General features: G+C 57.5%; 14 protein-coding genes. All 14 read right to left on the reverse strand.

Going from position 1 to position 14,459, the window contains the following annotated elements; all coding sequences use genetic code 11:
- Nucleotides 1-38: 38 nt before the first annotated feature.
- The 14 genes from lpxB to rpsB all read right to left on the reverse strand — a co-directional run bounded on the left by lpxB (nt 39) and on the right by rpsB (nt 14,165).
- The gene (lpxB, locus tag AB5Y86_RS14000; protein WP_368193090.1) at nt 39-1,178 is read right to left on the reverse strand and encodes a lipid-A-disaccharide synthase; all 1,140 of its coding nucleotides are present in this window, start codon (nt 1,176-1,178) and stop codon (nt 39-41) included.
- Nucleotides 1,171-1,962 carry an acyl-ACP--UDP-N-acetylglucosamine O-acyltransferase gene (gene lpxA, locus AB5Y86_RS14005; RefSeq protein WP_199427477.1) on the reverse strand — a complete coding sequence of 264 codons (792 nt, stop codon included), beginning with the start codon at nt 1,960-1,962 and terminating at the stop codon, nt 1,171-1,173. The genes lpxB and lpxA overlap by 8 nt, the downstream gene beginning before the upstream one ends.
- A gap of 5 nt (nt 1,963-1,967) precedes the next feature.
- The gene (fabZ, locus tag AB5Y86_RS14010; RefSeq protein ID WP_005338559.1) at nt 1,968-2,429 is read right to left on the reverse strand and encodes a 3-hydroxyacyl-ACP dehydratase FabZ; all 462 of its coding nucleotides are present in this window, start codon (nt 2,427-2,429) and stop codon (nt 1,968-1,970) included.
- A 24-nt stretch (nt 2,430-2,453) separates the two neighbouring features.
- Nucleotides 2,454-3,473, reverse strand: coding sequence for a UDP-3-O-(3-hydroxymyristoyl)glucosamine N-acyltransferase (gene lpxD, locus AB5Y86_RS14015; protein ID WP_005343790.1), 1,020 nt, complete (start codon nt 3,471-3,473; stop codon nt 2,454-2,456).
- Between the two features lie 3 nt (nt 3,474-3,476).
- Nucleotides 3,477-3,989: an OmpH family outer membrane protein gene (locus tag AB5Y86_RS14020; RefSeq protein ID WP_005338563.1), complete on the reverse strand. Its 513-nt coding sequence runs from the start codon at nt 3,987-3,989 to the stop codon at nt 3,477-3,479.
- A gap of 149 nt (nt 3,990-4,138) precedes the next feature.
- Nucleotides 4,139-6,670, reverse strand: coding sequence for an outer membrane protein assembly factor BamA (bamA, locus tag AB5Y86_RS14025; RefSeq protein ID WP_368193091.1), 2,532 nt, complete (start codon nt 6,668-6,670; stop codon nt 4,139-4,141).
- A 34-nt stretch (nt 6,671-6,704) separates the two neighbouring features.
- Nucleotides 6,705-8,057: a sigma E protease regulator RseP gene (gene rseP / locus AB5Y86_RS14030; protein ID WP_368193092.1), complete on the reverse strand. Its 1,353-nt coding sequence runs from the start codon at nt 8,055-8,057 to the stop codon at nt 6,705-6,707.
- Nucleotides 8,057-9,253: a 1-deoxy-D-xylulose-5-phosphate reductoisomerase gene (gene ispC / locus AB5Y86_RS14035; protein ID WP_368193093.1), complete on the reverse strand. Its 1,197-nt coding sequence runs from the start codon at nt 9,251-9,253 to the stop codon at nt 8,057-8,059. Before ispC ends, rseP begins: the two co-directional genes overlap by 1 nt.
- On the reverse strand, nt 9,253-10,110 hold the full coding sequence (locus AB5Y86_RS14040; RefSeq protein WP_026034918.1) for a phosphatidate cytidylyltransferase: 858 nt from the start codon (nt 10,108-10,110) through the stop codon (nt 9,253-9,255). Before AB5Y86_RS14040 ends, ispC begins: the two co-directional genes overlap by 1 nt.
- A 27-nt stretch (nt 10,111-10,137) precedes the next feature.
- On the reverse strand, nt 10,138-10,914 hold the full coding sequence (gene uppS / locus AB5Y86_RS14045; RefSeq protein WP_005338574.1) for a polyprenyl diphosphate synthase: 777 nt from the start codon (nt 10,912-10,914) through the stop codon (nt 10,138-10,140).
- A gap of 72 nt (nt 10,915-10,986) precedes the next feature.
- The gene (gene frr / locus AB5Y86_RS14050) at nt 10,987-11,544 is read right to left on the reverse strand and encodes a ribosome recycling factor (protein WP_033137948.1); all 558 of its coding nucleotides are present in this window, start codon (nt 11,542-11,544) and stop codon (nt 10,987-10,989) included.
- A gap of 100 nt (nt 11,545-11,644) precedes the next feature.
- Nucleotides 11,645-12,379 (reverse strand): UMP kinase, encoded by a 735-nt coding sequence (gene pyrH / locus AB5Y86_RS14055; RefSeq protein ID WP_005338577.1) that lies wholly within the window; start codon nt 12,377-12,379, stop codon nt 11,645-11,647.
- Nucleotides 12,380-12,450: 71 nt separating this feature from the next.
- Nucleotides 12,451-13,332 carry a translation elongation factor Ts gene (gene tsf, locus AB5Y86_RS14060; protein WP_005338578.1) on the reverse strand — a complete coding sequence of 294 codons (882 nt, stop codon included), beginning with the start codon at nt 13,330-13,332 and terminating at the stop codon, nt 12,451-12,453.
- Between the two features lie 104 nt (nt 13,333-13,436).
- On the reverse strand, nt 13,437-14,165 hold the full coding sequence (gene rpsB, locus AB5Y86_RS14065; RefSeq protein ID WP_005303470.1) for a 30S ribosomal protein S2: 729 nt from the start codon (nt 14,163-14,165) through the stop codon (nt 13,437-13,439).
- Between the last annotated feature and the right edge of the window lie 294 nt (nt 14,166-14,459).

Below are 14,459 nucleotides of genomic sequence, written 5' to 3' on the forward strand. Positions count from 1 at the left end.
AACGGGCTGCGCGGCGCAATCGACGGTCCGAAATAGCGTTATCTGCCGAGCAGATCCGCCACCGCATCGGCGGCCTGCGAGTCGGCATTACAGCGGATCAGCTGGTGCAGCTCGGTGAAGGTGTTGACCAGCGCACTGTTGTCGTGCTCGAAATATTTGCTCACCTCTTCCACCAGATTCTCCGGAGTGCACTCGTGCTGGATGAGTTCCGGCACCAGCATGCGCCCAGCCAGCAGGTTGGGCAGAGAGACAAATTCGGTCTTCACCAGTCGCTGGGCAAGCCAATAGCTGAAGGGCTTGAGTTTGTAACCCACCACCATCGGTTTTTTCACCAGCATGGCTTCGAGCGCCGCAGTGCCGGAGGCCAGTATCACCACGTCAGCGGCGATCATCGCCTCGCGGCCCTGCCCTTCCAGCAGCACCATGTCGAGACCCGGCGCTACCTCGGCCTTGATGGCCATAAACTGCTCGCGCCGTTTCTGGTTGACCAGCGGCACGATGAAGCCGAGATCCGGATAGCGCACCGTCAGGTGTTTGCACGCTTCGAGAAACAGGGGGGACATAAAGCCCACTTCCGCCGTGCGGCTGCCCGGTAGCACCGCCAGCCAGCGGCGGTTGGCATCGATGCCCAGCTTGCGACGCACGGCAGCCTGATCCGGCACCAGCGGAATGTCATCTGCCATGGTGTGGCCGACAAAACGGCAAGGGGCGTCGAAGCGGTCGTAGAAGGCTTTCTCGAACGGCAGGAAGGCGAGCACCATGTCGGTGGCGGCCTTGATCTTGTGAATGCGGTTCTGGCGCCAGGCCCACACAGAGGGGCTGACATAGTGAACCGTCTTGATGCCGGCGCGGCGCAGTTTCAGCTCCACTCCGATATTGAAATCCGGTGCATCCACGCCGATAAAGATATCGGGCGGATTGGCAATAAAGTGGCGCAGCAGTTCGCGACGAACCTTGAGGATGCGCGGCAGACGGCCCAGCACCTCGGTGATCCCCATGACGGAGAGCTCTTCCATCTCGAACAGGGCCTTGACGCCGAGGGCCTGCATCCGCGGCCCGGCGATCCCTTCGAACTGCGCATCCGGGTAGCGGGCTTGCAGCTCGCGCACCAGACCGGCAGCCAGAATGTCGCCGGAGACTTCTCCGGCGACGATACCGATACGAACCGGATCAGGCACGGATGATCCCGCGCTCGTTATCTTTGAGGAAGTCCACATAGAGCTGGACGGCCGGTTCGGCTTGCGCCATCTCGATCAGCACCGGCAGCACCTCTTCGACGGTCTTGCCGGAGCGGAAGATCTCTTTGTAGGCACGCTTGACGGCAGAGATGGCCTCGGCGCTGAAACCGCGGCGACGTAGACCTTCAGAGTTGACCCCGAACGGCTTGGCGTAGTTGCCGGCAGCCATCACGTAAGGCGGTACGTCCTTGTTCAAGGCGGCGCAGCCACCGACGAAGGCGTGGGAACCGACGCGGCCGAACTGGTGAATGGCGGAGAGACCACCGAAGATCACGAAGTCACCGATCACCACGTGGCCCGCCAGGGTCGCGTTGTTGGCGAAGATGCAGTTGTCACCGATGATGCAGTCGTGGGCAACATGAACGTTGACCATGAACAGGTTGCCGCTGCCGACCTTGGTCAGGGATTGATCCTGAATGGTGCCACGGTGGAAGGTGCAGTTCTCGCGAATGACGTTGTTGTCGCCGATCTCGAGGAAGGTGCGCTCACCGGCGTACTTCTTGTCCTGGCAATCCTCACCGATGGAGGTGTGCTGGAAGATCTTGTTGCCGCGACCAATCTTGGTCGGGCCCTTGATCACCACATGGGAACCTACCCAGGTGTTGTCACCGATTTCCACCTCGGCGCCGATGACAGAAAAGGGGCCGATTTCAACCCCTTTACCGATCACGGCAGACTCATGGACGATGGCAGTATCGTGAATGATGGCAGTCTGGTCGATCACGTGTGTTAAACCTCGCGTTTGGCGCACATCAGCTCGGCGGTACAGACCACTTCACCGTCGACGGTGGCGACACCGGTGAACTTGGCAATACCGCGACGCTCTTTCAGGAACTCCACGTCCAGCACCAGTTGGTCACCGGGGCCGACCGGGCGCTTGAAGCGAGCGTTGTCGATTGAGGCAAAATAGTAGAGTTCGTTGGGAGACGGCTTGCCCACCATGGTAAAGGCCAGGATACCGGTGGCCTGTGCCATCGCTTCCAGGATCAGTACGCCAGGGAACACCGGCTTGGCCGGGAAGTGCCCCTGGAAGATCGGCTCGTTGAACGAGACGTTCTTGATGGCGCGCAGGGTTTTGCGCTCATCGCTGATCTCGTAGTCGTCTACACGATCCACCATCAGAAACGGATAACGGTGGGGCAGCAGATCCATGATTTCCTGGATACCCAGGCTCTTCTTTTCAGTAGTCAAAACAGTACCCTATACCAATCGTGATTATTCTTGATCCAGCTTCTTCTCAAGCTTGCTTAACCGCTTGTGCATCTCTTCGATACGCATCACCCGGGCGGCGGTCTTGCGCCACTCTTTATTGGTTTGCAGAGGGATGCCGGAAGAGTAGACACCGGGCTCGGTAATGGGTCGCATCACCATGGCCATACCGGTGACGGTGGCCTGGTCGCAGATCTCCATATGCCCGTTAAAGACGGAAGCGCCGCCAATGATACAGTATTTGCCGACCTTGAGACTACCAGCCATCACGGTAGAGCCCGCCACGGCGGTGCCATAGCCGATCTCCACGTTGTGGGCGATCTGGCACTGGTTGTCGATGATGACGTTGTCAGCGATGCGGGTATCTTCCAGCGCACCGCGGTCAATGGTGGTACAGGCACCGATCTCGACCCGGTTGCCAATGGTCACACCGCCGAGCTGGGGGATCTTGATCCACTCGCCACGCTCGTTGGCATAACCGAAACCATCGGCACCGATCACTGTGCCGGATTGAACCAGACAGTCGGTGCCCATGGTCACATTGTGATAGAGGGTAACGTTGGCCCACAGCCGGGAGCGCGCTCCCAGCCGGGTATTCTTGCCAACAAAACAGCCCGGGCCAATGCGTACATCGTCACCCAGCACGACGCCGGATTCGATCACTGCATTGGCACCGATGGCCACTCTCTCGCCCAGCTGGACGTCGGCCGCGATGACGGCACTCGGATGGATATCCATGGCCGGCTGCGGGGTGGTGTCCAGCAGTTGGGCTACCCGGGCAAAACCCACGTAGGGATCCTTGAGCACCAGGGCATTGGTGGGACAGAAAGGGAGATCCGCTTCTGTAATGAGCACGGCAGTCGCCTTGCTCTGCTCCAGATAAGAGCGGTACTTCTTGTTGGACAGGAAGGTAATCTCACCCTCCCCGGCCTTTTCCAGTGTCGCTACCTTGCGGATTTCCAGGGTTCCGTCGCCATGGACCTGGGCCCCCAGTTGCTGGGCCAGCTGTGCGAGAGTAAATGCCATCAATTAGTTGCTCTTGCTTACCTGAGAAATAACCTGGCCGGAGATGTCCAGCTTGCTGGCGGCATACGGGGCGGCATTGCGCTCCAGCACCAGATCGTAACCATTGCTCTTGGCGATGGAATCGATGGCAGCCTGCACCTTGGTCAGGATCTTGTTACGCTCTTCGGACTGACGGCGGCCGTTGTCCTGCTCAAAGGCTTGACGCTTCTGGTTGAACTCCATCTGCAGCTTGGCCAGCTTCTCCTGATTCTGCTTCTTCTGCTCGGCGCTCATGAAGGCTTCATCCTTGCGGAACTTCTCGACCAGCTTCTGGCCTTCCTGTTCCAGTTTCTGCAGCTCACGCATGCGCGGCTCGAATTCACCTTTCAGCTTGGCTGCAACGGCTTCACGCTGGGGCAGCTTTTGGAAGACTTCGCCCATATCAACCACGGCGATCTTGGTCTCAGCGAAGGCAGAACCCATGCCGGCAGCCATCAGTGCAAAGCTCAAACCAGCTACTTTCAACGCTTTATTCACACTTACTCCTTGTTCCCTCATGGCGAGGGCTACCTGATTTACCCGATTATGCAAGCGGCGTTAGGACCGTCTTGTTACCTGGTGAGGCACGCATACCGCGCGTCCCATCATTGAAGACCCCCACCGCATGGGTGGGGGCGAAACTCTGCTTAGAAAGTACGACCGATGTTGAAGGAGAAGAACTCGGTGCGATCCCCTTCGTATTTCTTGATCGGCTTGGCCAAGGCGAACACCAGCGGGCCCATCGGCGAGAGCCACTGCAGGGAGACACCGGCAGAGACCCGGATATTGCCCGGGCTGGAGTAGTCCTGGCTCAGATAGTTGCAATCAGAACCGGCGGCGCAAGGATATGCTCCGTTGGCAAAATCAGTGCTCCAGACGGTACCTGCATCCATAAAGACGGTGGAACGGATCTGCGGACGATAGGTCTCGGAGACGAACGGGGTCGGGAAGACCAGCTCCAGTGTTGCAACGGCCAGAGCGTTACCGCCCACCGAGGTGTCGGAACCTTCATAACTGCCGGTCTCACAAGGTTGACTGCCAGTACAAGTGCCAACCCCCGGTTTGTTGTAGGTCTTGTAAATCGCCTTGGGACCAATGGTGTTGCTCTTGAAGCCACGTACCGTATCGAAACCACCGGCATAGTAGTTCTCGAAGAACGGCAGCATGGGGTCATCGCCATAGCCGTTACCGTAGGAGACGCGCCCCTTGCCGATCATCACCCAGTTATGATCCGCATCGAGCGGGAAGTAGTGGGCATCTTCGGCGGAGAGCTTGTAGTACTGCAGCTCCATGCCCGGCACGGTCACCTTGGCGTTGACACGCTGGCGGTCACCGGCTGTCGGGAACATCCCCTTGTTCAGGGTGGAGCGGGTCCAACCAGCGGTCACATCAACGGTCACGAAGTCAAGATTGGAACCATCCTGTGAATAGAGATTCCAGAACTGATCCATCTGCACCGACTGGCGGTTATCGTTCCACTGATCCCAGCAATAGGTATTGCCGTCAGTATCCGGATTGTCCTTTAGACATTCCTGATAGTTCTGGCTATTGAATGAGGGGCGACTCAGCTTGGTGCTCTCGATACCGGTACTGAAGTCGAGACGGTTGAACTCGTTGACCGGGAAGCCGCTGGAGAGACGGAAACCGATGGTTTCGTTCTCGTAATCGACGATATCGGCATCATCGGCGCGGAACTGGTTGTAGTAGACCCGACCACCCAAGCTGACACCATCTACGGTGAAGTAGGGGTCGTTGTAGCTCAGGTCAACGTTCTTGGAGTAGTCGTTGGTGCTGGCGTTGATGGAGACCGTTTTACCGGTACCCATAAAGTTATTCTGAGAGATCCCCGCCTGCAGGCTCAGACCCGATTCGGTACCGTAACCGATACCTGCGTTGATGGAGCCTGCTGGCTGCTCCTTGACCTTGAAGTCGAGGTCAACCAGGTCATCGTTGCCCGGCACCCGCTTGGTGTCCACTTCGACGCTCTCGAAGTAGCCAAGGCGGTTGAGACGGCTCTTGGACTGCTCGATGTTGTCGGAGGAGAGCCAGGTGCCCTCCATCTGGCGCATCTCGCGACGCAGCACCTGGTCTTCGGTGGTGGCGTTACCGCTGAAGTTGATGTTGCGCACATAGACACGGGGGCCAGGCTCAACGTTGACGATCAGCTCGACTTCCTTGGTCTTGTCATTGACCTGTGGGAAGGTGACCACTTTCGGATAGGCGTAGCCGTAACGGCCGAGGAACTTGGAGAGCACCTCTTCGGTATGAGTCACCTGACTGGCAGAGTAAATGCTGCCGGCAGCGATCGGGATCAATCCCTTCATCTCGCCACCGCGATCGATCAGGTCACCCTTGAGCTGGACACCGGAGACCTTGTACTGATCCCCTTCCTTGATGTTGAGGGTGACGTAGACGCCCTTCTTGTCGGGGGTCATGGAGACCTGGGTAGACTCCTGCTGGAAGCGGATATAGCCGCGATCCATGTAGTAGGAGCGCAGGGTCTCGATATCGCCGGCCAGTTTCTGCTTCTGATAGCGCTGATCGGCGGTGAAGTTCCACCAGGGCACTTCGTCGCGCAGGGAGAGCTGGGCAATCAGCTTCTCTTCAGGGAAGACGCTGTTGCCGACGATGTTGATCTGCTGGATCTTGGCCGCTTCCCCTTCCACGAAGGTGAACTTGAGGTCGACCCGGTTGCGCGGCAACGGGGTGACGATGGCCTTGACCTTGGCGGAGTATTTACCCACGCCATAGTAGAAATCTTCCAGCCCCTTCTCGAGGGAGGTGAGCACGGTGCGATCCAGCGGATCGCCCACACGGATACCGGAGGACTCCAGACTCTGGGTCAGTTGCTCCTCTTTGATATCCTTGTTGCCGGCAAACTCGATGCTGGAGATGGTTGGACGCTCCTTGACCATCACTTGCAGCACCTGGCCATCACGGTAAACCTTCACATCCTCGAAGTTACCCGAGGCATAGAGCTTCTTGATGGCGCTGGCCAGAGCCACGGAGTCGACGGTATCACCGACCCGGATCGGCAGGTTCAACAGTGCGGCACCCAGGGTCACCCGTTGCAGACCTTCGACCTGGATATCTTGCACCACAAAAGAGGCAGGGGCCGCCTGGGCCAGGAAACTGGCACCCAGCAGGCAACTCAACACCAATGCTTTTTTAACAGCCATTTTGTTCTTATGTGTCCTTGTTGATGCTCTGGCCTCAGAGGCGAGCGAAATCGTTAAACAGCGCAATGCCCATCAATAACATCAGAATGGCGGCGCCGATCCTGAAACCCACTTCCTGTATTTTCTCAGATACCGGCTTGCCGGTGACCGCTTCGATCAGGAAATAGACCAGATGGCCACCATCGAGCACCGGCAGGGGGAACAGATTGATAATCCCCAGGTTGACGCTGATCAGCGCCAGAAAACTCAAGAAATAGACCAGACCATAGTCGGCGCTGCTGCCGGCGCCCTTGGCAATGGAGATGGGGCCGCTCAGGTTGTCCAGCGACACGATGCCACCGATCAACTTGCCAATCATGTCAAAGGTGAGCGTGATCAGACTCCAGGTTTTGTCCGCGCCATGCCACAGCGCCTGCAAAGGCCCATACTGTAACAGAATTCGATATTCATCCGGTAATGGAACCAGTTGCGGCGAGAGACCGACGAATCCTACCAGCTTGCCCTGCACCTTGCGGCTATCCGGGGTCAGGGTCACGTTGAGATCACTGTTGTTGCGCTCAACCACCACTTGCAGGGGTTCGCCCGGAGCCTGCTGCACCAGCTCGACAAACTGGGCCCACGCGGTAATAGGCTGACCGCCGACCTGTTTGATACGGTCACCGACCTGTAGCCCCGCCTTTTCACTGGCACTCTTGGCCACCACTGCAGCCACGACGGGTAGCACTTTGCCACCCAGGGGGACGATCCCCAAGCTGCCAATGGGCGACTCTTTATCCGGATCGAAGGTCCAGCCGGTCAGCGACAAGGTTTTATCGGTGGCATAGCTGGTATTGGGTGCCTGCACCTTGAGAGTCACAGCATCATCACCCAGATGGCTGATAAGGGCGTAAGTGACGCTCTCCCAGTCACCGGTCTGCTCATCGCCGACCCCGACAATCTCCACCCCCGGCAGCACACCCGCCTCGGCCACGATGGAGGCCGGACGCACTTCACCAATCACCGGCTTGACGCTCGGCACCCCGATGATAAACATCAGCCAGAGGGCAAACAGGGCAAACACGAAGTTGGCCATGGGACCTGCGGCGACAATCGCCATCCGCGCCCAGACACTCTTGTGGTTGAAGGCATACTGCTCGTCACCGGGCTTGAGTTCATCGACCCGGCCATCGAGCATCTTGACGTAACCACCGAGGGGGATCAGCGCCAGCACATATTCGGTGCCATCTTTACCCATCCGGCGCCAGATCGCCTTGCCAAAACCGATGGAGAAGCGCTCAACCTTGACGCCACAACGACGGGCCACCCAGAAGTGACCAAACTCGTGCACCGCGACCAGCAGGCCCAGCGCAACAACAAAGGCACCGATATTCCACAACACACCGCCCATCAGCCAAGCTCCTCAATCAAAGTGTGAGCACGGGCTCTTGCCGCACCGTCCAGGGCAAACAGATCATCGAGCGAGCCGACGGCGTAGCTCTCCAGCGCCAGCATCACTGCCTCGTTGATCCGGGCAATATCCATAAAACCGATGCGCCCGGCCAGGAAGGCGGCAACCGCCTCCTCGTTGGCTGCATTCAGCGCAGTGGTCGCCGCTTGTCCCTTCTGGCAGGCATTGATGGCCAGCGCCAGACAGGGGTAGCGCTCGTAATCAGGCCGGATAAAGCTGAACTCTCCGACACTGAAGAAATCCAAAGGTTCCACACTGGAGGGGATGCGATTGGGATAAGCCAGCGCATGGGCGATGGGGGTACACATATCCGGATTGCCAAGCTGGGCCAGCACGGAGCCATCCTTGTACTGCACCATGGAGTGGATCACCGACTGCGGGTGGATCACCACCTGGATCTGCTCGGGCGCCGCATTGAACAACCAGCGCGCCTCGATGTACTCCAGCCCCTTGTTGATCATGGTGGCGGAGTCGACCGAAATCTTGGCCCCCATCGACCAGTTGGGATGGGCGATGGCCTGCGCCGGCGTCACCTTCGCCAGCTCGCTGATCTCGGTGTAACGGAACGGACCGCCGGAACCGGTCAGCAAAATCTTGCTGATCCCCGCTGCCGCCAGATCGCAAAAACCGGGCTGGCGCTGCACGGCAGTCGGCAGACACTGGAAGATGGCATTGTGTTCGCTGTCGATGGGTAGCAGCTCGGCACCATGCTCGCGAACGGCCTCCATGAAGAAAGCACCGGACATCACCAGCGCCTCCTTGTTGGCCAGCAAAATTCGCTTACCGGCACGTACCGCGGCCATGGTCGGGGCCAGTCCGGCCGCACCGACGATGGCGGCCATCACGCTATGAGCATCGGGATGAGCGGCCACATCGCAGAGGGCTGCTGCACCAGACATGACCCGGGTCGCACTGCCGTGTGCTTTCAGACGGGCAGCCAGCTCACGGGCAGCATCCTCATCGACCATCACGGCAAAACGGGGGGAGAATTCGAGGCAGTCCCGCAACATGGCATCCACGTTGCGGGCGGCGGTCAACGCCAACACTTGCCAACTGCCCGGGTTATGGCGCAGCACTTTCAAGGTACTCTGACCAATGGAGCCGGAGGCCCCCAGAATAACCAGTGACTTGTGCATCAAAACTCCTGACTGAGTAGCAGATAACTGAGCAGAAACACCGGCAGGGCGGCGGTCAGGCTGTCGATCCGGTCGAGAATGCCCCCATGACCCGGCAGCAGGGTGCCAGAGTCCTTGATGCCCGCTTCGCGCTTGAACATGCTCTCGGTCAGATCGCCGAGTACGGAGGCTAGCACCGCCAGCAGGGAGCAAAACAGCACGGTGATCATCTTGGCAGGAACAAATCCCATCGACCAGGTGACACCGATGGCCAGCAGGCTGGCGGTAAAGAGGCCGCCACACATCCCTTCGATGGTTTTGCCCGGACTGACGGCGGGGGCAAGCTTGTGCTTACCGAACGCCTTGCCGAAAAAATACGCGCCAGAATCTGCCGCCCAGACCAGTCCCATCACGAACAACAGGATCCAGGCCCCCATCATGGGGTCATGGTAAAAGTTGTAACCACGGATGGCGACCAGCGACCAGAAGAAGGGAACCAGGGTCACCAGACCAAACAGCGACTTGAGCCAGATAGACTCTTTCCACAGCTTGGCACTTTGGGGATAGCGCAGCACCAGCAGCAGACCCAGCAACCACCAGCTTACCGCTGTCCAGAGCACACCCATCACGAGAGGGTGCAGGTGGGGCGTCCAGAGTTGCTCCACTGGCAGCCAAAAGAGGCTGGCACCGAGCAACAGACAAAATACGATGGGCAACCATTGCTGCGGAGCAGCAGAGACAAAACCACTCCATTCGCGACTGGCCAACAAAAACACCAGCGCTGCCAACAGGGCAAAAAATTTCAATGGCAGAAAGAAGAGCGCCCCCAACACCAGGGGGATCAACATCAAAGCAGTAATAATTCGTTGTTTTAGCAAAAGAAACCTCTCTCTTGGGAGCGGGGTTTAGCCGGTCTGCTGCTCGGCGATCAATTCCCGTATCTGTTCACCCGTGCAACCGAAGCGACGCTCGCGGGCAACGAAAGAGGCGACCGCCTCACTGAACTCAGCCTCGTTGAAGTCGGGCCACAATACCGGGGTAAAATAGAGCTCGGCATAAGCGAGCTGCCATAACACAAAGTTGCTGATGCGATGATCACCACCGGTACGGATCAACAGGTCCACGGGTGGCAGATCGGCCATGCAAACCTCGCGGGTCAACATGGATTCATCAATGTCGTCAGCGGCCAGTTCACCTGCCGCCACTGCTTTAGCCAGCTTGCGGGCAGCTTGGGCGATATCCCACTGGCCGCCATAGTTGGCCGCAATGTTCAGGGTCAACCCCTTGTTATTGGCGGTCAAGGCTTCCGCCTTGGCGATTTTGGCCTGCAACCGCTCACTAAAGCGAGCAGTATCGCCAATCACCTTGAGCCGGATCCCGTTGTTGTGCAGTTTCTGCACCTCACGACCCAGCACTGTGATGAACAGTTCCATCAAGGCACTGACCTCCCCTTCCGGGCGGCGCCAGTTCTCGCTGGAGAATGCAAACAGGGTCAATGCCTCGATCTTGGCACGCGCAGCAAAGGTAACGGCCTCGCGCACTGACTTGACGCCCGCCTTGTGGCCATAAACCCGCATCTTGCCTCGGTTCTGGGCCCAGCGACCGTTACCATCCATGATGATGGCGACGTGACGGGGTAAAGACGAGTTGGCACAATCACCCAACGCAGCCAAAAGCGACATGTAATTCTCCCACAAAGACAAAAGCGCCGTGCAGGGGCACTACACGGCGCTCGTAATATACCTTTCAGACGGTTAGATTTCCATTAGCTCCTTCTCCTTTACGGCAAGGGCCTCATCGACCAGCTTGACGTAGGAGTCGGTCAGCTTCTGGATCTCTTCCTGGGCGCGACGGTCGTCATCCTCGGAGATCTCTTTGTCCTTCAGCAGCGCTTTCAGGTCGGCGTTGGCGTCACGACGGATGTTGCGCACGGCAACACGAGCGTTTTCCGCTTCGGCACGGACGATCTTGGTCAGGTCGCGACGACGCTCTTCGGTCAGCGGCGGCAGCGGTACGCGCAGGGTCTGGCCATTGCTGGACGGGTTCAGGCCCAGATCGGAGGTCAGGATCGCCTTCTCTACCGCCTGGATCATGGAGCGGTCAAAAATGGAGATGGAGAGGGTGCGAGCATCTTCTGCCACGACGTTGGCCAACTGTTTCAGCGGAGTGGCAGCACCGTAATACTCAACCTGGATGCCGTCGAGCAGGCTCGGGTGAGCGCGGCCGGTACGGATCTTGGACATTTGAGTCTTGAGCGCTTCTACGCTCTTGCCCATACGGTCCTTGGCGTCGTTTTTAATCTCGTTGATCACAGTGGTTTTCCTTTTGGCGAACGAGCCGCTACACGGCCCGTGTCTATCTTATTTACTGACGTGATGGATAGGATAAGAGCGCCAGGTGGCTCACTTTATCTTATTTACCAACGTGGTGGATCAGAGTGCCTTCCGGTTCACCCATCACAACCCGGCGCAGGGCACCCGGTTTGTTCATGTTGAACACGCGGATCGGCAGATCATGGTCACGTGCCAGGGTAAAGGCAGCAAGATCCATCACCTTGAGCTCTTTTTCAAGAACTTCATCATAACTCAGTTCATGATACAGCACGGCATCCGGATTCTTGACCGGATCTTCGTTGTATACACCATCAACCTTGGTGGCTTTGAGCACCACGTCAGCTTCGATCTCGATCCCGCGCAGACAAGCCGCAGAATCGGTAGTGAAGAAGGGGTTGCCGGTACCGGCAGAGAAGATAACGACTTTGCCAGCACGCAGCTGGCTGATTGCCTCGGCCCAGCTGTAGGAGTCACAGACACCCTGCAGGGAGATGGCAGACATCAGACGGGCATTCACATAAGCACGATGCAGGGCATCACGCATGGCCAGACCGTTCATCACGGTTGCCAGCATACCCATGTGGTCGCCCACCACGCGGTTCATGCCCGCTTTGGCAAGACCGGCACCACGGAACAGGTTGCCGCCACCGATGACCAGACCGACCTGAACACCCAACTCAACCAGTTCTTTGATCTCTTGGGCCATCCGCTCCAGCACCGCCGGATCAATGCCGAAACCCTCGGATCCTTGCAGGGCTTCACCACTCAACTTCAGAAGAACACGTCTGTATGCAGGTTTGGGATTGGTACTCATGTCACTGATTCCTGGTCATATAAAGACCGCGACATAAGTCGCGGTCTGGGGAAACGGAAAAACCGGTTCGATTAGGCCTTTTGAGCGGCCGCGATTTGGGCTGCAACTTCAGCAGCGAAATCGGTCTCTTGCTTCTCGATGCCTTCGCCCACTTCGAAACGGGTGAAGGAGACAACGTCAGCGCCTTCTTTCTTCAGCAGCTCGGCAACGGTCATGGAAGGATCTTTCACGAACGGTTGACCAGTCAGGGAAACCTCACCGGTGAACTTCTTCATGCGGCCTTCAACCATCTTCTCGGCGATCTCTTTCGGCTTGCCGGAGTTGATGGCGATGTCGATCTGGATTTCGCGCTCTTTGGCAACGACTTCAGCAGACACGTCTTCAGGCTTGACGAATTGCGGGCTGTTGGCAGCAACGTGCATGGCCAGATCTTTGGCCAGCTCGGCAGAACCACCGGTCAGCTTGGTGATAACACCAATGCGGGAACCGTGAACGTAGGTACCCAGGTTGTCACCTTCAACCAGCATCACGCGACGCAGGTTCATGTTCTCACCGATCTTGGCGATCAGGTTGGTGATGGTCAGCTCGACGGATTCGCCGTTACCGAAGTCAGCGGCTTTCAGCGCGTCAACGTCAGCAATTTTCTGGGTCGCAGCGATGTCAGCGATCTTCTGGCCCATTGCCATGAAGCTGGCATCTTTGGCGACGAAGTCGGTTTCGCTGTTCAGCTCGATCATGACGGCAACGTTGCCTTCGGTGCGAGCAAAGATAACGCCTTCAGCGGCGATACGGCCAGCTTTCTTGGCGGCTTTGGCCTGACCGGATTTGCGCATGTTCTCAATTGCCAGCTCGATATCACCAGCAGCTTCTTCCAGTGCTTTTTTGCAATCCATCATGCCAGCGGCAGTGCGCTCGCGCAGTTCTTTTACCAGGGCGGCAGTAACGTTAGCCATGTCCAGTATCCTCGGTCTTGAATTGACAAGAAACAGGGGCCACAAGGGCCCCTGCTAACCAATTACATCAGCTTGGTTAATAAGGGCTTTACAGTCCTTATCAATTACTCAGCTTCAACGAAGCCATCTTGTTCGGCTTGAACAACGATGTCCTGAGCGCGAGCTTCCAGTACGGTGTCAGCAGCAGCATTCAGGTACAGCTGTACGGCACGGATAGCGTCGTCGTTACCCGGGATGACATAGTCAACGCCGTCCGGGTTGGAGTTGGTATCAACGATGGAAACTACCGGGATACCCAGGTTATTGGCTTCTTTGATAGCGATATGCTCGTGGTCGGCATCGACAACGAACAGAACGTCAGGCAGGCCGCCCATGTTCTTGATACCACCCAGGCTCTTCTCCAGCTTTTCCATTTCGCGAGTACGCATCAGCGCCTCTTTCTTGGTCAGCTTGTCGAAGGTACCGTCTTGGCTCTGGGTTTCCAGATCTTTCAGGCGCTTGATAGACTGACGAACGGTTTTCCAGTTGGTCAGCATACCGCCCAGCCAGCGGTGGTTTACATAGAACTGGTCGCAACGCTCAGCGGCTTCTTTTACGGCTTCAGACGCGGCACGCTTGGTACCAACGAACAGTACCTTGCCTTTCTTGGCAGCTACGGAGCTGATGAAGTTCATGGCATCGTCAAACATCGGAACGGTTTTTTCCAGGTTGATGATGTGAACTTTGCTGCGGGCACCGAAGATGTAGGATTTCATTTTCGGGTTCCAGTAACGAGTCTGGTGACCGAAGTGAACGCCGGCTTGCAGCATGTCGCGCATAGAAACTTTAGCCATTTTATACCTCTGTATTGGGGTTAGGCCTCCACACATCCCATATAACCGACCCGTTAAGGCACCCCGGCATATGTGTCGATGTGTGTGTGTTGTTTAAGTAAGGGTGATGAAATCGGGACGCAAGTTCCCCATTCCGGCGCGCTTTATATCATAACTTTGTCCAGGACACCACCGGCCGACACCCTAAACAGGTGTAAATATGGATCCCGCCAGAGGATGCTGCGACGCCGATTTGACGTTGTGATGACAATCACACTGGAAGTACGCGGGGGTTGCGGATAAAATTTTGCCCTG

Source organism: Aeromonas sp. s8, from assembly GCF_040907785.1.
In the GTDB taxonomy this organism is placed as follows: domain Bacteria; phylum Pseudomonadota; class Gammaproteobacteria; order Enterobacterales; family Aeromonadaceae; genus Aeromonas; species Aeromonas veronii.